The sequence below is a fragment of the Streptomyces sp. rh34 genome, assembly GCF_002551245.1.
Taxonomy (GTDB): domain Bacteria; phylum Actinomycetota; class Actinomycetes; order Streptomycetales; family Streptomycetaceae; genus Streptomyces.
Genome location: NZ_NTGZ01000104.1, coordinates 1 through 24,664 on the forward strand (window position 1 = coordinate 1; position 24,664 = coordinate 24,664).

General features: G+C 71.9%; 20 protein-coding genes and 1 pseudogene. 10 read left to right on the forward strand and 11 right to left on the reverse strand.

Translation table 11 applies throughout. From position 1 onward, the window contains the following. Positions 1–439, forward strand: a 439-nt coding sequence (locus CR470_RS19935) for an HAD-IC family P-type ATPase (RefSeq protein ID WP_143663844.1), incomplete at its 5' end; no start/stop codon positions are given. Positions 440–1,004: 565 nt separating this feature from the next. Here CR470_RS19935 and CR470_RS19940 read toward each other — a convergent pair. The 3 genes from CR470_RS19940 to CR470_RS19950 form a co-directional block, all read right to left on the reverse strand. Next, on the reverse strand, positions 1,005–2,303 hold the full coding sequence (locus CR470_RS19940) for a citrate synthase (RefSeq protein WP_097868933.1): 1,299 nt from the start codon (positions 2,301–2,303) through the stop codon (positions 1,005–1,007). Positions 2,304–2,517: 214 nt separating this feature from the next. Continuing rightward, entirely contained in the window at positions 2,518–4,743 is a 2,226-nt protein-coding gene (gene recD2, locus CR470_RS19945; RefSeq protein WP_097868934.1) for an SF1B family DNA helicase RecD2, read from the reverse strand. Positions 4,744–4,796: 53 nt separating this feature from the next. Next, entirely contained in the window at positions 4,797–5,342 is a 546-nt protein-coding gene (locus CR470_RS19950) for a MarR family winged helix-turn-helix transcriptional regulator (protein ID WP_097868935.1), read from the reverse strand. A gap of 211 nt (positions 5,343–5,553) precedes the next feature. Here CR470_RS19950 and CR470_RS19955 point away from each other — a divergent pair, with 211 nt between their 5' ends. Further along, positions 5,554–7,197, forward strand: a complete 1,644-nt coding sequence (locus CR470_RS19955) for an MFS transporter (RefSeq protein WP_097868936.1) — start codon at positions 5,554–5,556, stop codon at positions 7,195–7,197. On the opposite strand, the gene CR470_RS19960 is transcribed toward CR470_RS19955, so the two are convergent. Continuing rightward, the gene (locus CR470_RS19960) at positions 7,163–7,561 is read right to left on the reverse strand and encodes a VOC family protein (RefSeq protein ID WP_097868937.1); all 399 of its coding nucleotides are present in this window, start codon (positions 7,559–7,561) and stop codon (positions 7,163–7,165) included. The two genes, CR470_RS19955 and CR470_RS19960, sit on opposite strands and share 35 nt — an antisense overlap. 117 nt (positions 7,562–7,678) lie before the next feature. Between CR470_RS19960 and CR470_RS19965 the strand changes: the two genes are divergently transcribed. Continuing rightward, entirely contained in the window at positions 7,679–8,692 is a 1,014-nt protein-coding gene (locus CR470_RS19965) for a helix-turn-helix transcriptional regulator (RefSeq protein ID WP_097868938.1), read from the forward strand. 105 nt (positions 8,693–8,797) lie between these two features. Here the strand turns inward: CR470_RS19965 and CR470_RS19970 are convergent, their stop codons facing one another. After that, a complete protein-coding gene (locus CR470_RS19970) occupies positions 8,798–9,133 on the reverse strand; it encodes a hypothetical protein (protein WP_097868939.1) in 336 nt (111 codons plus the stop codon). After that, entirely contained in the window at positions 9,130–9,474 is a 345-nt protein-coding gene (locus CR470_RS40640; RefSeq protein WP_257138840.1) for a hypothetical protein, read from the reverse strand. The genes CR470_RS19970 and CR470_RS40640 overlap by 4 nt, the downstream gene beginning before the upstream one ends. A gap of 143 nt (positions 9,475–9,617) precedes the next feature. Here CR470_RS40640 and CR470_RS19980 point away from each other — a divergent pair. From CR470_RS19980 to CR470_RS19995, 4 genes and pseudogenes are all read left to right on the forward strand, one after another. Continuing rightward, positions 9,618–10,465, forward strand: a pseudogene (locus CR470_RS19980) (helix-turn-helix domain-containing protein). Further along, a complete protein-coding gene (locus CR470_RS19985; RefSeq protein WP_097868940.1) occupies positions 10,437–10,661 on the forward strand; it encodes a DUF397 domain-containing protein in 225 nt (74 codons plus the stop codon). The pseudogene CR470_RS19980 and the gene CR470_RS19985 overlap by 29 nt, the downstream one beginning before the upstream one ends. 131 nt (positions 10,662–10,792) lie before the next feature. Beyond that, entirely contained in the window at positions 10,793–11,620 is an 828-nt protein-coding gene (locus tag CR470_RS19990) for an ABC transporter ATP-binding protein (protein WP_097868941.1), read from the forward strand. Then, complete coding sequence (locus CR470_RS19995) at positions 11,620–14,160, forward strand: FtsX-like permease family protein (protein ID WP_097868942.1); 2,541 nt, start codon at positions 11,620–11,622, stop codon at positions 14,158–14,160. The genes CR470_RS19990 and CR470_RS19995 overlap by 1 nt, the downstream gene beginning before the upstream one ends. A gap of 326 nt (positions 14,161–14,486) precedes the next feature. Here CR470_RS19995 and CR470_RS20005 read toward each other — a convergent pair whose 3' ends face one another. Together CR470_RS20005 and CR470_RS20010 are read right to left on the reverse strand one after the other, a co-directional pair. Continuing rightward, positions 14,487–15,143: a peptidoglycan recognition protein family protein gene (locus CR470_RS20005; RefSeq protein ID WP_097868943.1), complete on the reverse strand. Its 657-nt coding sequence runs from the start codon at positions 15,141–15,143 to the stop codon at positions 14,487–14,489. A gap of 173 nt (positions 15,144–15,316) precedes the next feature. Next, positions 15,317–16,198 (reverse strand): lysozyme, encoded by an 882-nt coding sequence (locus CR470_RS20010; protein ID WP_097868944.1) that lies wholly within the window; start codon positions 16,196–16,198, stop codon positions 15,317–15,319. Between the two features lie 248 nt (positions 16,199–16,446). Here CR470_RS20010 and CR470_RS20015 point away from each other — a divergent pair, with 248 nt between their 5' ends. After that, positions 16,447–17,154: a bleomycin resistance protein gene (locus CR470_RS20015; RefSeq protein ID WP_097868945.1), complete on the forward strand. Its 708-nt coding sequence runs from the start codon at positions 16,447–16,449 to the stop codon at positions 17,152–17,154. A gap of 220 nt (positions 17,155–17,374) precedes the next feature. Here the strand turns inward: CR470_RS20015 and CR470_RS20020 are convergent, their stop codons facing one another. The 3 genes from CR470_RS20020 to CR470_RS20030 are packed head-to-tail and all read right to left on the reverse strand — an operon-like array spanning position 17,375 to position 20,548. Continuing rightward, complete coding sequence (locus CR470_RS20020) at positions 17,375–18,211, reverse strand: sugar phosphate isomerase/epimerase family protein (RefSeq protein ID WP_097868946.1); 837 nt, start codon at positions 18,209–18,211, stop codon at positions 17,375–17,377. Further along, positions 18,208–19,356, reverse strand: coding sequence for a dihydrodipicolinate synthase family protein (locus CR470_RS20025; protein ID WP_097868947.1), 1,149 nt, complete (start codon positions 19,354–19,356; stop codon positions 18,208–18,210). Before CR470_RS20025 ends, CR470_RS20020 begins: the two co-directional genes overlap by 4 nt. A 40-nt stretch (positions 19,357–19,396) precedes the next feature. Next, positions 19,397–20,548, reverse strand: a complete 1,152-nt coding sequence (locus tag CR470_RS20030; RefSeq protein WP_097868948.1) for a Gfo/Idh/MocA family protein — start codon at positions 20,546–20,548, stop codon at positions 19,397–19,399. A 109-nt stretch (positions 20,549–20,657) separates the two neighbouring features. On the opposite strand from CR470_RS20030, the gene CR470_RS20035 reads away from it, so the two are divergent. After that, complete coding sequence (locus tag CR470_RS20035) at positions 20,658–21,758, forward strand: LacI family DNA-binding transcriptional regulator (RefSeq protein WP_097868949.1); 1,101 nt, start codon at positions 20,658–20,660, stop codon at positions 21,756–21,758. A 266-nt stretch (positions 21,759–22,024) separates the two neighbouring features. Next, positions 22,025–24,664 (forward strand): type 2 lanthipeptide synthetase LanM family protein (locus CR470_RS20040; protein ID WP_097868950.1); only part of this gene is annotated, 2,640 nt, incomplete at its 3' end.

Consider the following 24,664-nt stretch of genomic DNA (forward strand, 5'->3'; position numbering starts at 1 on the left):
GGCGGAGTCGGTCGCGGCCGAGGTCGGCATCGACGAGGTGTACGCGGAGGTCATGCCGCAGGACAAGGTCGACGTGGTCAAGCGCCTTCAGGCCGAGGGTCGGGTCGTCGCGATGGTCGGGGACGGGGTCAACGACGCCGCCGCCCTCGCCACGGCGGACCTGGGGCTGGCGATGGGAACCGGAACGGATGCGGCGATCGAGGCGAGCGACCTCACGCTGGTTCGTGGAGATCTCAAGGTGACCGCTGACGCAATCCGCCTCTCCAGGCGTACCCTGGCCACCATCAGGGGCAACCTCTTCTGGGCCTTCGGGTACAACGTCGCGGCCTTGCCCCTGGCTGCAAGTGGCCTGCTCAACCCAATGATCGCGGGAGCCGCCATGGCGTTTTCGTCCGTGTTCGTCGTCACGAACAGCCTACGGTTGCGTGCCTTCACGTAACTTCCACAAAGAGATGTAGATCACACCGGTTTCAGGGTAACCATCCGGTGGGTTCGCAGGTCTTAAGGTGCGAGCCAAGGATGTCTTGGGGGACGTCCGATGGAGTGTCTTGGGGGACGCTCCTGTGGCAAGCGTTGGCCGGGGCACGTGCACCGGGGAGCTTTGAGCGGCCCTCCCGTGCGTACGTACCCCGGCGGACCGCGGCACAACAGAACAACGGGAGCTTCGGCTTCCTTCAGACGCCCGGCCGGATCCCGTGGGGGGAATCCGCTCCGGGATATGGGAAACGCCCCGACCGTCGACCCGTGGGGGGATCGGCGGCGGGGCGTTTCTCGCTTTCCGGCCCGCACAGGCCCGCTCAAGCCCCGCTCACTCCCCGCGCGGGCCGGCGCACCAGCCCCGTGAACGCCGAATCGCCCCGGACACCGCGCTCTGTGCGAAGCGCGGTACGCGGGGCGAAGGCAGTCGGCCGAAGAGGCCGGGCACTACGGGCGGTACGGGATCCGGCGGTGCGGAATCCCGCGGTACGAGGTCCGGGGCAGCGGCCTCGACACGAGGTCCGGGGTCAGCGGCCCTCGACCGGGACGAAGTCGCGCAGGACCTCGCCGGTGTAGATCTGACGCGGGCGGCCGATGCGGGAACCCGGCTCCTTGATCATCTCGTGCCACTGGGCGATCCAGCCGGGAAGGCGGCCGAGCGCGAAGAGCACGGTGAACATCTCGGTCGGGAAGCCCATGGCCCGGTAGATCAGACCGGTGTAGAAGTCCACGTTGGGGTAGAGGTTGCGCGAGACGAAGTAGTCGTCGGAGAGCGCGTGCTCCTCCAGCTTGAGCGCGATGTCGAGCAGCTCGTCGGACTTGCCGAGCGCGGACAGCACGTCGTGTGCGGCAGCCTTGATGATCTTGGCACGCGGGTCGAAGGACTTGTACACCCGGTGGCCGAAGCCCATCAGGCGGACGCCGTCCTCCTTGTTCTTCACCTTGCGGATGAAGGAGTCGACGTCGCCGCCGTTGGCCTGGATGCCTTCCAGCATCTCCAGCACCGACTGGTTGGCGCCACCGTGCAGGGGGCCCCAGAGCGCCGAGATGCCGGCGGAGATCGAGGCGAACATGTTCGCCTGCGAGGAGCCGACCAGACGGACGGTGGAGGTCGAACAGTTCTGCTCGTGGTCCGCGTGCAGGATGAGCAGCTTGTCCAGCGCCGAGACGACGACCGGGTCCAGCTCGTACTCCTGGGCGGGGACCGAGAAGGTCATGCGCAGGAAGTTCTCGACGTACCCGAGGTCGTTGCGCGGGTAGACGAAGGGGTGCCCGATCGACTTCTTGTAGGCGTACGCCGCGATCGTCGGGAGCTTCGCCAGGAGGCGGATCGTCGAGAGGTGACGCTGCTGCTCGTCGAACGGGTTGTGGCTGTCCTGGTAGAACGTGGACAGCGCGCTGACGACCGAGGACAGCATGGCCATCGGGTGGGCGTCGCGCGGGAAGCCGTCGAAGAACCGCTTGACGTCCTCGTGCAGCAGCGTGTGCTGGGTGATCTCGTTCTTGAAGGTCGCCAGCTCGTCGACCCTCGGCAGATCGCCGTTGATCAGCGTGTACGCGACCTCGAGGAACGACGAGCGCTCGGCGAGCTGCTCGATCGGGTATCCGCGGTAGCGCAGAATGCCCTGCTCACCGTCGAGGTACGTGACGGCGGATTTATAGGCGGCGGTGTTGCCGTATCCGCTGTCCAGCGTCACCAGGCCGGTATTGGCCCGGAGCTTCCCGATGTCGAAGCCCTTGTCGCCGACGGTGCTGTCGATCACCGGGTAGGTGTACTCGTCATCGCCGTACCGCAGTACGACAGCGTTGTTGGTGTGCTCGCTCACGTCATCCCTCACCGACGTAGTGCCTCTTCTTCGAGGTGCCCTGACTGTCTTCCACCCTCCCCCATTCGGCTCAGGAGAGTGCACTCGGGGTCGTCCATTGGACTCATTGGCGGCACTGAGTGCCGCCAACTTACTCATCCTGCCCCCTTGACTGCGGTTCCGGAAGACCCGCGTGATGTTTCCCACCGATTTGATCGATCATTTTCGTCCAGGGTCACACGAAGTCTTCGCCCGAGCCGCCCCGGAGCCGGAAATCCAGCGCCGTACAGCGTCTGCCTGCGGAAACCGTGCGGACCGCCTGGCCGATCGCCTTACGGGACCCGACCAGGACGACGAGCTTCTTGGCCCTCGTCACGGCCGTGTAGAGCAGATTGCGCTGGAGCATCATCCAGGCGCTGGTGGTGACGGGGATGACCACGGCCGGATACTCGCTGCCCTGGGAGCGGTGGATGGTCATGGCGTACGCGTGGGCCAGCTCGTCCAGCTCGTCGAAGTCGTAGCCGATCTCCTCGTCCTCGTCGGTGCGGACGGTGAGTTTCTGCTCGTCCACGTCCAGGCCGGTGACGACGCCGACCGTGCCGTTGAAGACGCCGTTCTCGCCCTTGTCGTAGTTGTTCCGGATCTGCGTGACCTTGTCGCCGACCCGGAAGACCCGGCCGCCGAACCGCTTCTCGGGGAGGTCGGGACGGCCCGGGGTGATGGCCTGCTGGAGCAGTCCGTTCAGGTGCCCCGCGCCGGCGGGCCCCCGGTGCATCGGGGCGAGCACCTGCACGTCACGGCGTGGGTCGAGGCCGAACTTGGCCGGAATGCGACGGGCCGCCACATCGACGGCGAGCTTGCCCGCGTCCTCCGTCTCGTCCTCCACGAAGAGGAAGAAGTCGCTCAGCCCTTCCGTGAGCGGTGGCTGCCCGGCGTTGATCCGGTGGGCGTTCGTCACCACGCCGGACTGCTGGGCCTGGCGGAAGATCCGGGTGAGCCGGACGGCGGGGACCGGGCCGCCCTCCGTGAGCAGGTCGCTCAGCACCTCCCCCGCGCCGACGGAGGGCAGTTGGTCGACGTCACCCACGAGGAGGAGGTGGGCACCGGGTGCCACCGCCTTCACGAGCTTGTTGGCGAGCAGCAGATCGAGCATCGACGCCTCGTCCACGACGACCAGATCCGCGTCCAGCGGGCGGTCCCGGTCGTAGGCCGCGTCCCCGCCCGGCTTCAGCTCCAGGAGCCGGTGCACGGTGGACGCCTCGGCCCCGGCCAGTTCGGCGAGCCGCTTGGCGGCCCGGCCGGTGGGCGCGGCCAGCACGACCTTGGCCCGCTTCGCCCGGGCCAGCTCGACGATGGACCGTACGGTGAACGACTTGCCGCAGCCGGGGCCGCCGGTCAGGACGGCCACCTTCCGGCTGAGCGCGAGCCGTACGGCCTGCTCCTGCTCGGGTGCGAGAACAGCCCCCGTACGGGTGGCGAGCCAGGCCAGGGCCTTGTCCCAGTCCACGTCCCTGAAGGCCGGCAGCCGGTCCTCGGCGGTGTTCAGCAGACGGCGCACCTGCCCGGCCAGGGACAGCTCGGCCCGGTGGAAGGGGACGAGGTAGACCGCCGTGACCGGTTCGCCGCCCTCGGGGGACGGCACCTTCTCCCGTACGACGCCCTCCGGATCGGCGGCCAGCTCGGCCAGGCACTCGATCACCAGCCCGGTGTCGACCTGGAGCAGCTTGACGCCGTCCGCGATGAGCCGTTCCTCGGGGAGGTAGCAGTGCCCCTGGTCGGAGGACTGGGACAGGGCGTACTGGAGGCCGGCCTTGACCCGCTCGGGGCTGTCGTGCGGAATGCCGACGGCCTGGGCGATCCTGTCGGCGGTGAGGAAGCCGATGCCCCAGACGTCGGCGGCCAGCCGGTAGGGCTGGTTCTTCACGACGGAGATCGAGGCGTCCTCGTACTTCTTGTAGATGCGGACGGCGATGGAGGTGGAGACGCCGACGCTCTGGAGGAAGACCATGACCTCCTTGATCGCCTTCTGCTCCTCCCAGGCGGTCGCGATCATCTTCGTGCGTTTGGGGCCGAGGCCGGGGACCTCGACGAGGCGCTTCGGCTCCTGCTCGATGATGTCGAGGGTGTCGACGCCGAAGTGGGTGGTGATCCGGTCGGCCATCACCGGCCCGATCCCCTTGATCAGCCCGGAGCCGAGGTAGCGGCGGATGCCCTGGATGGTGGCGGGCAGCACGGTGGTGTAGTTCTCCACGGTGAACTGCTTGCCGTACTGGGAGTGCGAGCCCCAACGGCCCTCCATCCGCAGCGATTCGCCGACCTGCGCGCCGAGCAGCGCGCCGACGACGGTGAGGAGGTCCCCGGCTCCGCGTCCGGTGTCGACGCGGGCGACCGTGTACCCGTTCTCCTCGTTGGCGTAGGTGATCCGCTCCAGGACACCTTCGAGGACGGCCATGTTGGACATGGTCCGACGCTACCGGGTGGTGCTGACAGCGCGGTTCGCGGCCGGGGCTCCCGTCAGGGGGCGGGGGGTGTCGGCCCGCCACCCTCGTACTCGTTCGCCAACAGGGCGTCCATGGTGGTGCGCAGCGTGCCGAGGAACTCCTCGAAGTGCTGGATCTCCCTCGGTGAGTAGGCCGCCATCGCCTCGGCCATCCGCTCGGAGTACGGGCCGAAGAACGCGATGGCCCTCGGCCGGATGCCGGGGCTGCTGCGCAGGGTCACCACGCGGCGGTCGGCGCTCTCGCGGGTGCGGACGATGTGCCCCGCCTGTTCGAGCCGCTTGAGGAGGATGGCGGTCGCGCCGGAGGAGAGCGAGACGCGCTCGCTGAGCCGGGCCGGTGACAGGGGCGCCCCCTGGTCCTCCGCGTAGAGGATCTCGACCAGGGCGGCGGCGTCGGTGGAGTGCAGCCCGAGCCAGGTCGCGAAGCGGCGGGTGAACTCGGTGTAGTTGGCCCCGAAGGCACGCAGGCCGTCCATGACGCGGTCGACGCGCACGCCCTCGCGGCCGGCCGTGTTCCCGTCCACCGTGACGTTCCCGTCGACTCCGTGCCCGTTCGGCATTGGCGCTGCCCCGCTCTCTTCCGGTTCCGGTTGTGCCGCGTGCCCTCCGGCCGCGTCTCCCACCGTCTGCTTTGACAACTTACCCCGCCACATTTACCTTTGCCGCAAAGCTATTTACCTTTGCGGCAAAGCAACTTTGGGGAGTCGAAGCACAGTGCCCGAACCAGCGGAAACCCCGGAAGACCCAGAAACCCCAGAAGACCCAGAGGCCGTGCCCACAGCACGCCAGTGGCTGGGTCTCGTCGCCGTGGCGCTCGGCGTCGCCCTGATCGTGGTCGATCTGACGATCGTCAACGTGATCCTCGCGCCGATCATCGAGGACCTCTCCATCGGATCGTCACAGGCCCAGTGGATCCAGGAGTCGTACGCGATCACCTTCGCGGCGCTCCTGCTGGTCACCGGCCGCCTCAGCGACCTGTACGGCGCGCGCCGGATCTTCCTGCTGGGCCTCGCCGTCTTCGGCACGACGAGCCTGCTGGCCGCGCTGGCTCCCAGCGGCGGCCTCCTGATCCTCGCCCGGTTCGTCCAGGGTGTCGGCGGGGCCATGATGCTGCCCACCTCGCTGGCCCTGCTGAACGCCACGTTCACGGGGCGGGCGCGCGCCCAGGCGTTCGCCGTGTGGGGCTCGACGATCGGAGCGGCGGCGGCCGTGGGCCCGCTGCTGGGCGGATGGCTCGCCGACATCTCCTGGCGGTGGGCCTTCGGCATCAACATCCCGCTGGTCGCCCTCATCGTGGTGGGGGCACTCCGGTACCTGGACGCGTCGCCCCGCACCCGGGGACGTATCGACGGCGTCGGCGCGGTGCTGTCGGCGGCGGGCCTGGGGCTCCTCTCCTTCGTCCTGATCGAGGGGCGCACGTACGGCTGGCTGCTGACGACGGAGCCGCTGAGGATCGGGGGCTTCTCATGGAGCGGCGGGCTCTCGCCCGTGTTCGTCGCCCTGCTCCTGTCCGCCCTGGCGCTGGGCGCGTTCTGGCAGAGACAGACCGTGCTGAGCCGGGCGGGCGACGAGCCGCTGATGGACGTGGGACTGTTCGCCATCCGCTCGTTCCGCAACGGCAATCTCGTGACGCTGATGGTCGGTCTCGGCGAGTTCGGCATCATCGCTGTACTGCCGCTCTGGCTCCAGTTCGCCCTCGGCTACAGCGCGTTCGAGGCGGGCCTCGCCCTCGTCGCCCTGGCCGCCGGCAGCTTCGCCGCCTCCGGTGCGAGCTTCCCGATGGCGGCGACCGTGTCCGCGCTCGCACAGGTCCGGCTCGGCCTGTTCCTGGAGGCCGCCGGGCTGACGACGCTGGCTCTGATCGCGTCCACGGACAGCTCCTGGTGGCTGATCGCCCTCGCGTTGTTCGTGTACGGGATCGGCGTCGGCTTCGCCACCGCGCAGGTCACCAACATCGTCCTCGTGGACGTACCGGAACGGAGCGGAGGCCAGGCGTCGGGCATCCAGAGCGCCGCCCGTGAGCTCGGATCAGCCCTCGGTATCGCCCTCCTGACCACGCTGTTCTTCAGTACCCTGGCGTCCGGTATGACCGACCGGCTCACCCGGGGCGGAGTCGCGGCGCACGATGCGGAACGGATCGGCGGGGTCGTGACGGACAGCGCCGGATCGGTGATCGACGCCCTCGCCTCGGAGCCGCGTACGGCAGCGGCGGCCCAGGCGGCCCGCGAGGCGATGGCGGGCGGCGTCCAGGTCTCCGGGTACGTCTGCGCGGGGCTGCTGCTCCTGGCGCTGGCGGCAACGCTGTTCATGTCACCGAGGACGCGTACGAAAGCGGGGCCGAAGGCACGGACGGGGGCCCGGGGGGAGGCCCAGGCCCCCGTCAGCGAGCGAACTTCGCCTCGGCCGCCGCAGTGACCGGCGTGAAGAAGTTCACGAGATTGCCGTCGGGGTCGCGGAAGAGCAGCGCCCGGTTGCCCCACGGCATGGTGGTGGGCTCCTTGACGAACTCGGAGACGTGCCCGGTCAGGTTCTCGTACACGCGGTCCACGTCGTCGACCAGGAACTCGATGATCACGCTGTGGTTGTCGGCCGGGCGTGCGGAGCCCGGTGCGAACAGCGGAACCGTACGGGTGCCGCCGATGGCGAGCGTGGCGCCGGGGGTCCGGATCTCGGCGAAGTCCTCGGTGGACCAGGACGCCGGGAGACCGGTGGCCTTCTCGTAGAACGCGACGAGACGGGCGACGTCGCCGGTGATGACGCGGATGGAGGCGAAGTCCATGGTGAGCTCCCTGGGTCGGCGGGTGGGGCCTCGGAACCGGTGGCCGGCCCCTCGTACTGCGCACGCTAGAACAGATAGCGGACGAAATCGGTCCGATATTCGCCCTAGACTTCGGCCATGTCACGAGCCTCCACCACGTCCCGGCCCACCGGCCGTGTGCTCACCCTGCTGGAGCTGCTGCAGTCGGGCGGTATCCGGACGACGACCGAACTGGCCGACCGGCTCGGCGTCGAAGGGCGCACGGTGCGGCGCTACGTGAACCAGCTGATCGATCTCGACCTCCCGGTCGAGACGGTGCGGGGCCGCCACGGCGGCTATCGCCTCGCTCCCGGACACCGCCTGCCTCCGCTGATGTTCGACGACGACGAAGCGCTCGCCGTGCTGCTCGGGCTGATCGCCGGGGGCCGGGCGGGGCTGACCACGGGGGCGGCCACCGCGAGCGAAACGGCCTCGGCCAAGATCCGGCGGGTGCTGCCCGCGCGGCTGGCCCGCCGCCTCGACACGGTGCTGGAGTCCCTCGCCTTCACCGCCTCGTCCGGCTCGTTCGACGCCCCGGACGCCGAGGTACTGCTGACGGTCGCCGACGCGGTGCGCCACCGCAGGCCGGTCGCGATCAGGTACACGGACCGCGAGGGCCGGCGCAGCGACCGCACGCTGCATCCGTACGGGATCGTGGCCCACTCCGGCCGGTGGTACGTCACCGGCGGCGACCCGGTGAGCGAGGAGGACCGGAACCTGCGGCTCGACCGCATCGTGGACGCCAGGGCCCTGCCGGGGTCCTTCGAGGAACCCGCGGGAGCGGACCCGGCGGAGCGGCTCCTGTCCGGCCTCGCCACGGCGGCCTACCGGTACGAGGTGACCGTGCGGGTCCACGGGACGGCCGAGCAGATCCGTGCCCGGCTGCCCGCGAGCATCGCAAGGGTGGAGGACGCCGAGGCGGAGCAGGTGGAGGGCATGGATCCCGTGACCGAGCGCTGGCTGCGCGTCGAGATCCGAGCGGAGCGGCTCGACTGGCTGCCGCCGGTACTCGCCTCCCTCGACCGGCCGTTCGTCATCGACCGCCCCGCCGAACTGCGCGACCTGGTCGTCGCGTTCGCGGACCGCCTGGCGAGCAGCGCGCGGCGGACCTGACAGGGAATCGCGACCCGCCCCTCCTCTCCCCCGGCCTCCGGCGCTGCCGGCCGGCCTCCGCCGCGCCTTCTTCGACGGCCGCGTCCGAGGCTCTCGGGCGACCGGTCACCCCGGGCTCATCCCGCCCCCCTCCGCCCGGGGCAGCGTCGCTTCCAACCGGGAGCCCCTGCTCTCCGCGACCCGTTTGATCTGCACCAGGGACTCACTCAACCGAGCGGCGAGAAAGTGGAGTTGCGGCGCGGTCGCGTCCGCCTCGGCCAGCAGGTCGGCGGCGTGTCCGAGTAGTTCGTCGGCCATGTCGAGCTGAATCTCCTCCACGTCGTCGGCCGCCCGCGACACGTAACCGGTGCCGTCCCCCACGACGTAGCAGGGCTTCCCTCCCGTTCCGCTCCAGGGCAACAGCCGCATCGCGGAGGCGTCCTCACCCCCGGCGACCCTCATGCGGCGGCCCCGCTTCCGCGGGCGGAACCGACCGCCAGGTCCACCCCGCGCACGGCGATCCAGAGCCTCCCGAGCCTCCCGCCGCGCCTGCGCGGTCGCCGCCGCTCGACCGCCAGCGCCTCGGCCACCTGGCGTTCGTGCGCCACGAAGTACGGACGTACCAGCGGGCTGTCCTCGCCACGGGGAGGGCGCTCACCGGTCCGGTACGCGGTCGGTCCGCCGATGTAGTCGCAGGAGTAGGGGTGGACGTACGCGCACGTGTCCAGCGGGTGCCGATGGCGCTGTGCGGGGATCAGGAAGCTGAGCACCGGCTTCAGGAGCCGGGCGAGGGCGTGCTTCATGGAGGCCTGCCTTCTCAGGGGGTGTCGATGTGCGGCATCGCTTCGTTGCGTAGCGAACCCATCACAGAGTGGGGTCGCGGGTGGCTACGCTTCTAGGGGGTCGGGGATGACAGCACGCTGGTCAGGTCAAGGAGTTGGGTCGCATGAAAGCGAACGGCAAGCCGCCTACGGCGCGGGAGAAGTATGGCAACGAGTTGCGGCTGCGCCGCCTTGCCGCCTTGCCGCCGGGCTGACGCAGGAGGCGCTGGCCGAGCAGGTGGTCTGTTCACCGACGCTGATCAGCCACTGGGAGGCGGGGCGGCGACTCCCGAGCCCGGACGATGCGCGGCGGATCGACCGGGCACTGGGAACGGACGGATTCTTCGAACGGTGGCTGGAGAGCCGGGACCCGGCAATCCCTTACTACTTCGCGACAGTTGCGGAGTTGGAGCGAGAAGCCACGGAGATCCGCCACTACGGCGGGGCGCTCATTCCCGGGCTGCTCCAGACGAAGGCATATGCGCGGGCCGTGTTCGAGGCCTATCGCCCGAACTACTGCGCGGAGGAACTTGACGAGTTGGTTGTCAGCCGCGCCAAGCGTGGCCAGCTCCTCGACAAGACCTCGAAACCGGAGACTTGGGTCCTACTGGACGAGGGCGCCCTCCGACGCCGCGTCGGTGGGTCACAGGTAATGGCGGAGCAACTGCACAAAGTAGCCGACATGGCCGACTCCGGCCGTCTGCGCCTGCATGTGCTGACCCTCGCATCCGGAGCCCACTCACTAATGGAGAGCATGGTCTATCTGTTGTCCTTCGCCGACGCGGCTCCTGTGGCCTGGGTTGAAGGGCTGCGCACCGGTCGCCTGCTGGACGATCCCGCGATGGTTGCGGCCTGCCACACCTCCTACACTCTCGCCCTGAGTGACGCGGCCCCACGGGAAGAGTCGGTGGCGCTCGTCAGAAGCATCGCGAAGGAGCACGAACATGCACAGCACCGAGCCGGCGATCGCTGACCGCATCGCCCCATCCGCATGGCGCAAGTCCAGCTATAGCGGCGGTGCCAACGCAGATTGCCTTGAGGTCGCCGACGGCCACGCCACCGTCCCCGTCCGCGACAGCAAGGCCCCCGCAGGTCCGGTCGTCGCCTTCTCCGCAGACGGCTGGTCGTCGTTCGTCACCGCGATCAAGCACGGCCGCCTCTTCTCCTGATCCGGCCCTCGCCCACCCCCTACCTCGGTAGCACCTCCCTTTTGGCTCCCCAGTACGACGCCCGGAGCCCGGCCGTCCCCGCACCCTGCACCTCGTCGGTACGAGCGGATCGCGAGAGGGCGGAACGGAACATGAGGCTACGCAAGGGCAAGCGGCACACGGCGGGCGACCGGCCCGGCCCCGGGGCCGCCACACCCGGGCTCGCCGTCGAACTGCGCGGTGTCCAGCGGCAGTACGGGCGCGGCGCGGGTGCTGTGCACGCCCTCTCGGGCGTCGACCTCGCCCTGCCGCGCGGGACGTTCACCGCGATCATGGGGCCGTCCGGGTCCGGCAAGTCCACCTTCCTCCAGTGCGCCGCCGGGCTCGACCGGCCCTCGGCGGGATCCGTGCGCCTCGGTGGTACGGAGATCACCGGGATGAACGAGAACCAGCTCACCGAGGTGCGCCGCAGCCGCCTCGGCTTCGTCTTCCAGGCCTTCAACCTGCTGCCCTCGCTGACCGTGGAGCAGAACGTCCTGCTGCCCCTGCGCCTCGCCGGAAAGCGCCAGGACCGCCGCCGCGCCGCCGGGGTGCTCGCACAGGTCGGGCTCGCCGACAAGGCGCGGCGGAGGCCCGGCGAGCTGTCCGGCGGCCAGCAGCAGCGGGTGGCCGTGGCCCGCGCCCTGGTGACCGCCCCCGATGTGGTGTTCGCCGACGAACCCACCGGAGCCCTGGACACCGGCACCGCCGCCGAGGTTCTCGGGCTGCTCCGGCACGCCGTCGACTCCGCCGGGTCCACCGTCGTCATGGTCACCCACGACCCGACCGCCGCCGCCTGGGCGGACCGGGTGCTCTTCCTCGCGGACGGAACGTTCGCCGGAGGTCTGGAGCGCGGATCGGCGGAGCAGATCGCGGAGCGTATGCGGGTGCTCACCGCCCGTGCCGCCGGTGCGGGCGCGATGGCGGGTGTGGCGGCGTGATGCGTCCCAACGGACTCGCCCGCGCGGCCGTCCGCTTCAAGCCCGCGTCGTTCGCCGGGACCTTCGTGGCGCTGATGATGTCCGCGCTGATCGTCGCGGCCTGCGGGATCCTGCTGGAGACCGGGCTGCGCGCGTCGGTGCCGCCGGAGCGGTACGCGGCCGCGCCGGTCGTCGCGGCGGCGGACCAGTACGAGTACGTCGTCACGGGCAGCGGAGAGGACCGCGAGGAGGAGGCGGTCCCGCTGCCGGACACCGCGCGGGTGGACGCCGGGCTTGCGGCGAAGGCCGCCGAGGCGACGGGTGCGGCCGGCGCCGTACCGGACTTCACCTTCCCCGTGCGGGCGGCGGACGCGGGAGCCGGGTCGGGCGCCCGCGAACTGCCTGTCGTCGAGGGAGCGTTCACCGCGCACGGTTGGGGCTCGCACGCGTTCACCGGTACCGCGCTGTCCGCCGGTGCCGCGCCCCGTACGGGCGAGGTCGTCCTCGACGCGCGTACGGCCGGCGTGGCGAAGGTCGCCGTCGGCGACACCGTCGCCCTGCACACCGCCGCCGGGCAGCGGGACTTCCGGGTCGCGGGCGTCGCCGAGGCCGGGCCCGCCGAGAGCGCCCGGACCACCGGTACCGCACCGGCACTGGCCTGGTTCTCCGACGCCGAGGCCGCCACGCTGGCCGGGCATCCCGGCACGGCGGACGCCATCGCCGTCCTGGCGGAACCCGGCACCGACGCCGACGCCCTCGCCGCCTCCGTGCGGCAGGCCCTGGCCGGCTCCGGGGCCGAGGTGCGCACCGGCGACGACCGGGGCGCCGTCGAGGACCCGGGGCTCGGCTACGCCAAGGAGACGCTCTTCGGGCTCGGCGGTTCCTTCGGCGGGATCGCGACCATCGTCGCGGTCTTCACGGCGGCAGGGACGGTGGCCCTGTCCGTGTCCCAGCGGTCCCGTGAGTTCGCGTTGCTGCGCGCGGTCGGGGCCACCCCGCGCCAGATCCGCCGTGCGGTCGCCTCCGAAGCGCTGCTCGTCGCGCCCCTCGCCGGGATCGTCGGCTGCCTGCCCGGCGTCGGGCTCGCGTACTGGTGGTTCGGGCAGTTGCAGGACCGGGGTGCGATCCCGGAGGCGGTGCGGGTGCACGTCTCCTGGATCCCCCTCCTCGTCGCCGTCGCCGTCGGGCTGCTCACCGCGCTCGGAGCGGGCTGGGCGGCCGGGCGCAGGCCCGCGAGGATCAGGCCGGGACAGGCACTGAGCGAAGCGTCGGTGGAGCGGCTGCGCCCCGGTGTCATCCGTACGGTGCTCGGCATCGGCGCGCTCGTCGGCGGCGCGTTCCTCACCGGTCTCTCCGCCCGTTCGACGGGGGACGACGCGGCCGGGGCCGCCCTCGGCGTCGTCATGTGCTTCATGCTCGCCGTCGCGCTGCTGGGCCCGCTGGTGGCACGGCTCTGCGCGGGCCTCTTCGGCCTCCCGCTGCGCGGGGCGGGTCCGGCCGGTGAGCTGGCCGCCGCCAACTCCCGTACCAACGCCCGTCGTCTCGCCTCCGCGATCACGCCGATCGTGCTCGCCATGGCCTTCGCCTCGACGCTCGTCTTCATGCACACGAGTCAGAGCCACATCGCGGACGCGCAGTTGCGGGCGGGCATCACCGCGGATCACGTGGTGACGGACCCGGCCGGGCTCCCGGTGGACGCGCCGGAGCGCGCCGCCGGTGCGCCGGGTGTGGACGCGGCCGTGGGCCTGCTGAACACCCAGGTGCTCGTGCCGGGCGGCTCCGGGGAGTTCGCCTCCCTCCAGGGTGCGACGACACAGGGCGTCACCGGCTCCGGTGCCGAGCTGGCGAAGGTGCAGGACCTGGACGTACGCGAAGGAAGCCTCGACCGGCTCGGCAAGGGCCGTATCGCCATCGACCGGACCCTGGCGACCTCGGCGGGCGTCGGCGTGGGCGACCGGCTGCCGCTCCACCTCCCCGACGGCGTCGAGGCCGCCCCCGAGGTCGTCGCGGTGTACGGGCGCGGTCTGGGCCTGGCCTCGGTGACCATGGACCGGGCTTCCCTGGCCGGGCACGTCTCGTCCGGCTTCGACAGCGCGCTGCTGGTGCGCGGCGGCTCGGCTCAGTCGCTCACGGCCCTGGGCGAGGTCACCGACGCTTCCGGCTTCGCCACCGAGCAGAGTGTCGACGCGCGGCTGGGGGCCTGGTCCAACAACACCATGGCCGCGGTCCTCGGCGGCTTCGCCGCGATCGCCGCGGTCAACACTCTGGTGATGACGGTGCTCGACCGCCGCCGCGAGCTGGGCACGTTGCGCCTGGTCGGCTCCACCCGGCGCCAGGTGCTGCGGATGCTGCGCTGGGAGAGCCTGCTGGTGTCCTCGGTGGGCGTGGTCCTCGGCTCCGCCATCGCCGCGGCCACCCTGGTGCCGATGATGCGCGGCATGACCGGCGAGGCACCGTACGTGCCGCCGCTGCTGTACGGGGCCTTCGTCGCCGCTGCCGGTGGCCTGGCGCTGCTGGCGGTCACGTTGCCGGCCCGGGTGGCGCTGCGGCGGTGGGCGTAGCGCGTGCGGGCGGGCGGGCGGGGAACCGGGCTCCCCGCCCGTCGTGGTGCGCTCGTCCGGTGGTTGGGCGTGAGCACGCGCTCCTCTGGGGCAGCAGACAGCAGGCGGTCAGCAATCGGCGGTCAGCAGCCGGCAGTCAGCCACTTCGCGCGAGGCGGTCCTCCCGTGCCCGGGGCAGCGGGTGGACGCGCTCCGCGGGAAACAGCCGCTGGGCTTTCGCGGCATGACCGGCCCGTATCAGGGAAGCGGCCTTGTGGGCCTGCGGAGTGAGGTCGGTGATGCCCACCACCCAGTTTCTCGCTCTCCTTTCCGGAGTCGCCCCTCACTCAGCGCATGCTCGCCGCGACCTCGCTGCGCAGTTGCGGCAGCTTGTCGTGCAGCACTCCCGGACAGAGGGTGTCGCCGAAGTCCTTGTGCCCGTAGATCCGGCTCGGCGCGATGCCGTACTGGCTGCAGGTGTAGGCGCAGAGCGCCACCAGGACCTCCCACTGCGCCCGGGGCGGCTGCGCTCCGTCGTGGTACGCGCCCTCGTTGGCGATGCCGATGCCCGCCCCGTTCTGGCCGGAGGTGTGCGCGCCCAGGACGAAGTCGCTGCCGCCCCGCAGCGTGCCGAGGCTGCGGTGGCGGCCCTCGGTGATCCAGCCGCCCCGGCTGACGAGGAAGTGGTAACCCGTGTCGGTCCAGCCGTTCTTGTCCATGTGCAGGTCCTGGACCCAGTGGGCGTGCCGGTGGGCCTGGGCGCGGGAGACGTCGGAGGTGTTGGCGCTGACCGTGTGGTGCACGACGATCATGGTCGGCCGCCTTCCCACCAGCTCGACCGGGTTCCGCGGCGCACGGGCCTTCCACTGGGACGTGCTGTCGATGTCCGGTTCGATGGCGTCGAGGGCGTCGACGGCGTGGGCCGTACCGGGCAGGGCGACGGCGGCCAGGCCGGCGGCACCGGCGAGGAGGACGTGGCGGCGGGACGGCTGCGGAAGGTTCACGGCGAGCTCCTGGGGTGGGGGGCGGCGGGCGCGCGTCGGCACATGACGGTGGCCGGTGGGGACGGTCGCCGTGGGGGCGGGGGCGTTGGGGGGCGGGGCGGCGAGGGCGGTCGCGGTGCGGCCGGGTGAGCCGCTGACGGACTCACCCGGCCGCCGCGCGTACGCCGGGGCCGCTACGCCGTGTTGTTGGCGAGCGCCTGGAGCCGGGTCATGGAACCGTTGAACTTGTTGCGGTCCACATCGCCGGAGACCCCGCTGACCCGGCCGGTCGCCGAGTACTGCCAGATCGTCCAGGTGGGGAAGCCGCTGGGGATGTTCGGGCTGCTGGTGCCCCAGTGCGCCACCCAGAGCGGGGACTTGGTGGACATGCCGGTCCAGTTCCCGGTGCAGGTGTTCCACCAGCTGGCCGTCGTGTAGATGACGACGTCGCGGGTGGTGCGCGCCTTGTACGTGTTGTAGAAGTCGTTGATCCACGTGCGCATCTGGGTCGTGGAGAGGCCGTAGCACATGGCGCCGTAGGGGTTGTGCTCGATGTCCAGCACCCCGGGGAGGGTCTTGCCGTCCCTGGACCAACCTCCGCCGCTGCTCGCGAAGTAGTTGGCCTGGGTCGCCCCGTTGGAGACGTTGGGGCGGGCGAAGTGGTAGGCGCCCCGGATCAGGCCGGCGTTGTAGGAGCCGGTGTAGTTGGCGTTGAAGCGGCTGTCCTTGTAGGACGTGCCCTCGGTGGCCTTCATGTAGGCGAAGTCGATGCCCGCGGCCTTCACCGAGCCCCAGTTGATCGCCCCCTGCCAGTGGGAGACGTCGATGCCCTGGACACCACTGGTGTCCATCGGCGTCACGCCGCCCGCCGCCGCCGAGGCGGGACCCTGCTCGATGCGGGTGCCCGCACCCATCCACGCCTGGCCGGACCGGACCGGCTTGTCGGGTCCGGGCGGCGCGGCGACGGCCGGGCCCGTACCGGTCAGGATCAGCGCCGCGGCACTGACCAGAGCTCCTGCCAGCAGAGCCCCTCTGGATCTCTTGAGTCGGCGGGACGGAGAACGGTACGTGGGCATAGCCACCTCCGGGCACGTTGACGGGGAAGAGACCCATGGCATCCGATTATCGGATGCCATGGACATGCCATGAGTAACGCACGGACAAGGAAAGGCGTAAAGAGGTCGTTCGGTCTAGACCTGTGTCGCCCGCCCCCACCTGCGCGAACGTGTCGACGTGGCGAGAATTTTCATTTCTGAAGGCCGCGGCCACAGGTCATCACCGCATCACCCTGGCCGAGGTACTCAAATTTGACTACGCTCAACGGATGACCGAGACGACCATCCCGTTGCTGCCCTGCCGGACCTCGCTGATCGAGGCCGCGGTCGCCTTCTACACCGCCCTGGGCTTCGAGACGACGTACCTCCAGAAGAGCCCGTACGCGTACGCCGTCGTCCAGCGGGGGTCGATCGAGCTCCAGCTGTACGGCATGAAGGACTACGACCCGGCGTCCTCCCACTCCGGGTGCTACGTCCTCACCGATGACGTCGACGGCCTGCATACGGCGTTCCGCGCCGGCCTCAAGGCGGCCTACGGGCGCATCCCGGCACGGGGGTTGCCGCGCATCGGTCCGCTGAAGGACATGTCGTACGGGGTGCGGCAGTTCCTGATGACCGACCCGACCGGGAACACGATCCGGATCGGGCAGCCGATCAGCGAGGACCCGAACCACCGGCCCGCCCCGAAGGAGACGTTCGCCCGCGCGCTGCACATGGCGGACCTCTTCGCGGACTCCAAACAGGACCTGTCGGGCGCCGCGAAGATCATCGACCGGGTGCTGGGGCTGACGGACGAGCACCCGACTCCGGTACAGAAGCTGCGACTTCTCGTCCTGCGCGGGGACATCGCGCAGCGAATGGGAGACGCGGAGCGGGCCGCGGAGCTGCTCGAAGAGGCCGCGGCGGTCAGCCTCGGGGCCGGGGAACGGGACGCCGCCGCCGACGCGCTGTCCAGGCTCACGGACCTGCGGAGCTGATCCTGCCGAGCCGATCCGGCGGAGCTGATCAGGCGTATCCGGAAAGGCGAAATGGGGCCCGGCCTCGCGGCCGGACCCCCCTCGCTTTCCCCTCCCGCCGGGCCTTCCCGTTCCCCCCGGACCCCTCCCCGGAAGTCCCGACGCCATGTGTGACACGGGAAGGTACGCGAAGGTTGCAGCCCTTTACGATCTCTTTGCCAACGGGGTGGCGCAGGGGCTCTCAGCAGGCATGTCGTACGTAGCGGTCCGCCACTTCCGCCAGGGCTTCCGCCCCGTCGCGGGCCCACAGCGCCTCGTTGAAGATCTCCACCTCGATCGGGCCGTCGAAGCCGGCGGCCTCCACGTGGCGGCGGAACGCGCGGAAGTCCACGCTTCCGTCGCCCAGTTGGCCCCGGCCGAGCAGGACGCCCGCCGGGAGCGGGGTGATCCAGTCGGCCAGCTGGAAGGAGTGGATGCGGCCGCCCGCACCCGCGCGGGCGATCTGGGCGGGCGCCCGGTCGTCCCACCAGAGGTGGTAGGTGTCGACGACCACGCCGACCTGTTCGGCCGGGAAGCGTTCCGCGAGGTCCAGGGCCTGGCCGAGCGTGGAGACGACGCAGCGGTCGGAGGCGTACATCGGGTGCAGCGGCTCGATCGCCAGACGTACGCCGCGCGTCGCCGCGTACGGGGCCAGTTCCGCCAGCGCGTCGGCGACCCGCTCCCGGGCCCCGTGCAGGTCGCGGCTGCCGGGCGGGAGGCCGCCGGAGACCAGGACCAGGGTGTCGGTGGACAGGGCCGCCGCCTCGTCGATCGCCGCCCGGTTGTCGTCCAGGGCGCGGGCGCGTTCCGCCGGGTCGAGTGCGGTGAAGAAGCCGCCCCGGCAGAGGCTGGTGACGATGAGCCCGGCATCCGCCAGGAGCCTGGCCGTGCGCTCGACGCCGTACGCCTGCACCGGGGCCCGCCACAGGCCCACCATGCCGATGCCCGCGTCGACGCAGCCCTCGGCCAGCTCCTCCAACGACCACTGTTTGATGGTCTCCTGGTTGAGTGAGAGGCGGGAGAGGTGGTCGTCGCTCATCGTGCGCCTCCGTGGACCGCGAGCAGGGAGCGCATCCGGTGTTCGGCCAGGTCCGGGTCCGGGAACAGGCCCAGGACGTCGGCCAGTTCGTACGCCTTCGCCAGATGCGGGAGCGAGCGCGCCGACTGGAGTCCGCCCACCATCGTGAAGTGGTCCTGGTGGCCGGAGAGCCAGGCCAGGAACACCACGCCCGTCTTGTAGAAGCGGGTCGGCGACCGGAAGAGGTGGCGGGAGAGTTCGACCGTGGGGTCCAGGAGGGCCCGGAAGCCGTCCACGTCTCCCGTGTCCAGCACCCGTACCGCGTGCGCCGCCAGCGGGCCCAGCGGGTCGAAGATGCCCAACAGGGCGTGGCTGAAGCCGCGTTCGTCGCCCGCGATGAGTTCCGGGTAGTTGAAGTCGTCGCCCGTGTAGCAGCGCACCCCGCCCGGCAGGCGGCGGCGGACGCCGATCTCGCGGGCCGCGTCCAGGAGGGAGATCTTGATGCCGTCGACCTTGTCCGGGTGTTCGGCGATGACCTTGAGGAACGTGTCCGTGGCGTCGTCGAGGTCGGCGCTGCCCCAGTAGCCCTCCAGGGCCGGGTCGAACATCGGGCCCAGCCAGTGCAGGATCACCGGCTCCGACGCCTGGCGCAGGAGGTGGGCGTAGGTGGCGAGGTAGTCCTCCGGGCCCCGGGCGGCGCGGACCAGCGCGCGGGAGGCCATGAGGATCGGCTGAACGCCGTTCTCCTCGGCCAGGGCCAGTTGCTCCTCGTACGCCGCCGTGACCTCGGCCAGGGTGGGCGACCCGCCGTCGGGCAGCTGGTCGGTGCCCACGCCGCAGGCGATCCTCCCGCCCACGGCCTTCGCCTCGGCGGCCGAGCGGCGGATCAGCTCGGCGGCGCCCGCCCAGTCCAGGCCCATGCCGCGCTGCGCGGTGTCCATGGCCTCCGCGACGCCCAGGCCGTGCGACCACAGGTGACGGCGGAAGGCGAGCGTGGACTCCCAGTCGACGGCCGCCGGGCCGTCCGGGCCGATGTCCGCGTACGGATCCGCGACCACGTGCGCCGCCGAGAAGACCGTACGGGAGGTGGGGGCCGCCGCTCCCGGGGCGAGGTCGAGCGGTGTGGCGCGGGGCGTGTAGGGGCCCTGCGGGAGGTGGATCGTCATGTCAGCGGCCTCCGGCGGCGCCGCGAACCGGTCGCGCGGGTCACAGGGTCAGCTCCGGGATGTCGAAGCGGCGGCCCTCGGCGGACGACTTCAGCCCCAGCTCGGCCAGTTGGACGCCCCGGGCGCCGGCCAGCAGGTCCCAGCCGTACGGCTCGTCCAGCACCACATGGCGCAGGAACAGCTCCCACTGTGCCTTGAAGCCGTTGTCGAACTCCTGGTTGTCCGGCACCTCCTGCCACTGGTCGCGGAACGACTCGGTGACCGGGAGGTCCGGATTCCAGACCGGTTTGGGGGTCGCCGAGCGGTGCTGGACACGGCAGTTGCGCAGGCCCGCGACGGCGGAGCCGTGGGTGCCGTCGACCTGGAACTCGACCAGCTCGTCGCGGTTGACCCGGACTGTCCAGGAGGAGTTGATCTGCGCGACGGCCCCGCCCGCGAGCTGGAAGATGCCGTACGCGGCGTCGTCGGCGGTCGCCTCGTACGGCTTGCCCCGCTCGTCCCAGCGCTGCGGAACGTGCGTCCGCACATGGGCCGTCACTGAGGTGACCTGGCCGAACAGTTCGTGGAGCACGTACTCCCAGTGCGGGAACATGTCGACGACGATGCCGCCGCCGTCCTCGGCGCGGTAGTTCCACGAGGGGCGCTGGGCCTCCTGCCAGTCGCCCTCGAAGACCCAGTAGCCGAACTCCCCGCGCACGGACAGGATCTCGCCGAAGAAGCCGCCGTCGATCAGGCGCTTCAGCTTCAGCAGGCCGGGCAGGAAGATCTTGTCCTGGACGACGCCGTGCTTGATGCCCGCGTCCCGGGCGAGCCGGGCCAGGTCGAGGGCCCCCTCGACGTCCGTGGCGGTCGGCTTCTCGGTGTAGACGTGCTTGCCCGCCGCGATCGCTTTCTTGATCGCCTCCACCCGGGCGGAGGTGACCTGGGCGTCGAAGTAGATGTCGACCGTGTCGTCCGCGAGGACCGCGTCCAGGTCGGTCGACCACTCGGTCAGGCCGTGGCGCTCGGCGAGTTCCTCCAGGGCATGGGCGCGCCGGCCGACGAGCACGGGCTCGGGCCACAGGACCTCGCCGTCGCCGAGATCCAGGCCTCCCTGCTCGCGGATCGCGAGGATCGAGCGCACCAGGTGCTGCCGGTACCCCATGCGCCCCGTGACGCCGTTCATGGCGATGCGCACTGTCCTGCGTGTCACGAAGGTCCCTCCATACAGTGGTAGCAAGCGCTTTCTATGCGAGATGACGCTAGCCTGCCGACAGCGGCCGGACAAGAGGGGGCCGCACGTGATCTCACGGAGGACAGCGATGACAGTCACCCTGGCGGATGTGGCGGCCCGCGCCCGGGTGTCCCCGGCCACCGTCTCCCGTGTGCTGAACGGCAACTACCCGGTGGCGGCGTCGACCCGGGAGCGGGTCCTGCGCGCGGTGGATGACCTGGACTACGTGCTCAACGGGCCCGCGAGCTCGCTCGCCGCGGCCACCTCGGACCTGGTCGGCATCCTGGTCAACGACATCGCCGACCCGTTCTTCGGGATCATGGCGGGGGCGGCCCAGACGCAGATCGGCGGCCCCGGCGACGGCTCCGGACGGGCGGGCGGCGAGAAGCTGGCCGTCATCTGCAACACGGGCGGCTCCCCGGAGCGCGAACTCACCTACCTCACGCTCCTCCAGCGCCAGCGCGCCGCCGCCGTCGTCCTCACCGGCGGCGCGGTCGAGAACCCGGCGCACCAGGCCGCGATGTCCGCGAAACTGACGAAACTCGCGGACGCGGGCACCCGGATCGTCTTCTGCGGGCGGCCCCCGCTGCCCGAGGGGGACGCCCTCGTCGCCGCGCTCACGTTCGACAACCGGGGCGGCGGGCGGCGGCTCGCCGAGCACCTGATCTCGCTCGGCCACCGCAGGATCGGCTACGTCGCCGGGCCCCCGGAGCGCACCACCACCCGGCACCGGCTGGAGGGCCACCGGGAGGCGCTGCGCGCCGCCGGACTGGACGCGGGCCCGGCCGGGCCCGGCGGGGGCCGGGGCTCGGTTGATCAGGACCTGCTCACCGTGCACGGCCCCTACGACCGGCGCTCCGGCTACGAAGCCACCCTCGAACTCCTGCGCAGGGCACCGGACGTGACCGCGGTCGTGGCCGCCAACGACACCGTGGCGCTGGGCGCCTGCGCGGCCGTCCGGGACCAGGGGATGCGGATCCCCCAGGACATCTCGGTCGCGGGCTTCGACGACCTGCCGTTCTCGGTGGACGCCGTGCCGGCCCTCACGACGGTGCGGCTGCCGCTCTTCGAGGCGGGCGCCCGGGCCGGCCGGCTCGCGATGGGCAAGGAGGACCCGCCGCCCGGCGGCATCGCGACCATCGCGGCCGAGCTGATGATCCGGGGGTCGACGGCGGCGCCCCGGGGGTGAGCCATGCCGGGGCCGGCACCCTCCCTACCTGAGGGTCCGGCCTCTCCCGGCCCAGCGGGTCGGTGCTCCCGGCCAGCGGGTCGGTGCTCTTGGCCCAGCAGTCCGCGCAGCCGTCCCGGCGCGTCCACGGCTACGCGCTACCGGCGTCCGCGGGCCGGAGGGCGAAAGATGGGGGCGACTCCCCCATGCGCCCGCACCCGTTCCCCCGCCACGATGGACGCGGGCGGCCCGACCGGGGCTACCCGGGACCGGGGAGGTGCGGAGCGGTGGCGGAGAAGGATCTGATCGACAGAGGGACGAGCCGTCGCCCCTCCCCTGCTGTCTCCGTCGCGTCTGTCCCCGCCGCATCCGCCCCCGACGCCTCCGCCCCCGACGCCTCCGTCGCGTCCGGCGACAGCGCTTCCGGTACGCCCGGCGCTGCCCCGCCCGCGCGCTCACTCCCCTCCCCCTCCCCGTTCGAGGGTGCGGCCGGAGAGCCGTGGTGGCTGCCCGGCGTCGTCGGGGGCAGTCCCTCCGGCGCCCCCGGCTGGGCGGTCTTCGCCCGGGAGGCCGTCGCCTCGGCGCCGGGCGACGTGGTGGTCGCCGACCGGGCGTACCCCGGACTCAGCGGCTTCGGGCCGGTCGTCGCGCCGTTCGTGGAGGCGGCGGCGCGGCGGCTCCGGGACGCGCTCGCGGAGGACGGCTCCTCGCCCGTCCTGGCGGACTTCCGGCGGCAGCTGACGCGTCGGCTGTCCCGGATCGCGGCGCGCACCCTCGTCACGGAACTGCACGAGGCCCGGCGGCTGGGCCGGTTGAGCGGCGAGGGGCCCGAGGAGCGCTTCCGGGACTTCGTGCGGAGGACCGCCAACCGCGACGGCCTCGCCCTGCTCGTCACGGGCTACCCCGTGCTGGCCCGCCTCCTCGCGACGGCCTGCCTGAACGCGGGGGACGCGTTCGCGGAGATGGCCGCGCGGCTCGCCGCCGACCGGCACCTGCTGGCCCCGTCGGGGGTGCTCGGTGACCGTGCCGGTTCCCCCGAGCGCGGGCTCGGCGGGAGCGCGGGGCCCGGGGCGCTGACCGGTGTCGAGGCCGGGGCGGGCGACAGTCATCGCGGGGGACGGTCGGTGATGCTGCTGCGGTTCGCCGACGGCGCCCGGCTCGTCTACAAGCCGCGTCCGCTCGCGGCGCACCGGCACTTCAACGCCCTGGCCGAGTGGTTCGGTTCGCTGCCCGGCACCCCGGAACTGCGGGTGCTGCGGGTCCTGGACCGGGGGGACTACGGCTGGGCCGAGTTCGTCGAGGAACGGCCGTGCGCCTCGGTGACGGAGACCCGGCGGTTCTACCGGCGCCAGGGTGCGCTGCTGGCCCTGCTGCACACGCTGGACGGTACGGACCTGCACCACGAGAACCTGATCGCCTGCGGTCCGCACCCGGTCCTGGTCGATGTGGAGACCTTGTTCCACCCACCGCTGGGGCCCGCCCGGTCCGCCGATCCGGCCGCCCGGGCCCTGCACGACTCGGTCCACCGGGTCGGCCTGCTGCCCCAGTTGCTCGTCGGGGACACCACCGCACTCGACATGTCCGCCATCGGCGGGGGCCGGGCCGCGTCGTCGCCGATCGAGACCGCCGACTGGGCGGAGGCCGGAACCGACCGCATGCGGCTGGTGCGGCGGGCGGGCCGGTTCACCGAGTCCGCCAACCGGCCCCGGCTGGGCGGAGTGGCGGCCGATCCCTCCGCGTACACCGAAGCGCTGTGCGGCGGCTTCCGCGCCGGATACTCCGCGATCAGCGAGCACCGGGACGACCTCGTGGGCGAGGACGGGCTGTTGCGGCTCTTCGCGCGGGACGAGGTGCGCGTGGTGCCGCGTCCGACCTGGACGTACACGACGCTGCTGGACGAGTCGACCCACCCCGACCTGATGCGGGACGCCACCGAACGGCACCGCGTGCTCTCGTTGCTGCGCACCCCGCTCCTGGGCGTGCCCGCGCTGCCCGGAGTGGAGGACGAGGAGGTGGCGGAGCTGTGGTGCGGTGACGTGCCGGTGTTCGGCACCCGGCCGGGCGGCACGGAGGTGTGGAGCGGCACCGGCCGTATGGTTCCGGGGCCGGCCCATGACCGGCCCTCGCGCGACCGGCCCTCGCACGACCGGACCGCACGTGACCGGTCCCCGCAGGACCGGGCCGCCCACGACCGGGCCGCCGACGGCGGGACCGACCCCACCGGGCTGGCGCGCGTCGAGGCGAAGGTGCGCGCGATGGACACCGTGGACCGCCAGGACCAGGAACGGATCATCCGGGCCGCCATGGTGAGCACCTCGCCCGAGCCGCCGCACCGGGCGGGGCCGGGCGGCCGGTCGCGGAGCGCGGCGACCGCACCGGAGCCCGAGCAACTGCTCTCCGCCGCGCGGTCGGTGGGCGACCAGCTCGTCTCCCTCGCCTACCGGCACGAGGGCCGCACCAACTGGATCGGGCTCGAACTGCTCGGCGAGCGCTACTGGCGGCTCACGCCGATGGCGGCGGATCTCGCGGGCGGTTACACCGGGCCCGCCCTCTTCCTGGCGCAGCTGGCCGCGCTCACCGGCGCCTCCCGGTACGCGGAGGCGGCCCGCGAGGCGCTCGCCCCGGTCCCGGGGCTGCTGGACGCGCTGCACGGGCGGGCCGACGAGCTCGGGGCCCTGGGCTCCGGAGCCTTCGCGGGCCTCGGCGGCATCGCGTTCGCGCTGACCGAGGTAGGCACGCTGCTGGGCGACCGGGAGGTGCTGGACCAGGCCGGTCCGGCCGTCCGGCTGAGCTGCGCGGCGAGCGCGGCCGAGGACGGGTACGGGGTGCGCGGCGGGGCGGCGGGCGGGCTCGTCTCGCTGCTCGCGGTGCACCGCGCCACCGGCCGCCCGGAGGCTTGGCGTGGCGCCGAGCGCTGCGCCGAGCGG

Excerpts from the sequence above, each read along its gene's own strand:
- CR470_RS19970 (WP_097868939.1), bottom strand. The coding sequence starts at position 9,133 with ATGAGGGTCGCCGGGGGTGAGGACGCCTCCGCGATGCGGCTGTTGCCC.
- CR470_RS19965 (WP_097868938.1), top strand. The coding sequence starts at position 7,679 with ATGTCACGAGCCTCCACCACGTCCCGGCCCACCGGCCGTGTGCTCACC.
- CR470_RS19960 (WP_097868937.1), bottom strand. The coding sequence starts at position 7,561 with ATGGACTTCGCCTCCATCCGCGTCATCACCGGCGACGTCGCCCGTCTC.
- CR470_RS20035 (WP_097868949.1), top strand. The coding sequence starts at position 20,658 with ATGACAGTCACCCTGGCGGATGTGGCGGCCCGCGCCCGGGTGTCCCCG.
- CR470_RS19985 (WP_097868940.1), top strand. The coding sequence starts at position 10,437 with ATGCACAGCACCGAGCCGGCGATCGCTGACCGCATCGCCCCATCCGCA.
- CR470_RS20020 (WP_097868946.1), bottom strand. The coding sequence starts at position 18,211 with ATGAGCGACGACCACCTCTCCCGCCTCTCACTCAACCAGGAGACCATC.
- recD2 (WP_097868934.1), bottom strand. The coding sequence starts at position 4,743 with ATGTCCAACATGGCCGTCCTCGAAGGTGTCCTGGAGCGGATCACCTAC.
- CR470_RS20025 (WP_097868947.1), bottom strand. The coding sequence starts at position 19,356 with ATGACGATCCACCTCCCGCAGGGCCCCTACACGCCCCGCGCCACACCG.
- CR470_RS20015 (WP_097868945.1), top strand. The coding sequence starts at position 16,447 with ATGACCGAGACGACCATCCCGTTGCTGCCCTGCCGGACCTCGCTGATC.
- CR470_RS19990 (WP_097868941.1), top strand. The coding sequence starts at position 10,793 with ATGAGGCTACGCAAGGGCAAGCGGCACACGGCGGGCGACCGGCCCGGC.
- CR470_RS20010 (WP_097868944.1), bottom strand. The coding sequence starts at position 16,198 with ATGCCCACGTACCGTTCTCCGTCCCGCCGACTCAAGAGATCCAGAGGG.
- CR470_RS40640 (WP_257138840.1), bottom strand. The coding sequence starts at position 9,474 with ATGAAGCACGCCCTCGCCCGGCTCCTGAAGCCGGTGCTCAGCTTCCTG.
- CR470_RS19950 (WP_097868935.1), bottom strand. The coding sequence starts at position 5,342 with ATGCCGAACGGGCACGGAGTCGACGGGAACGTCACGGTGGACGGGAAC.
- CR470_RS19995 (WP_097868942.1), top strand. The coding sequence starts at position 11,620 with ATGCGTCCCAACGGACTCGCCCGCGCGGCCGTCCGCTTCAAGCCCGCG.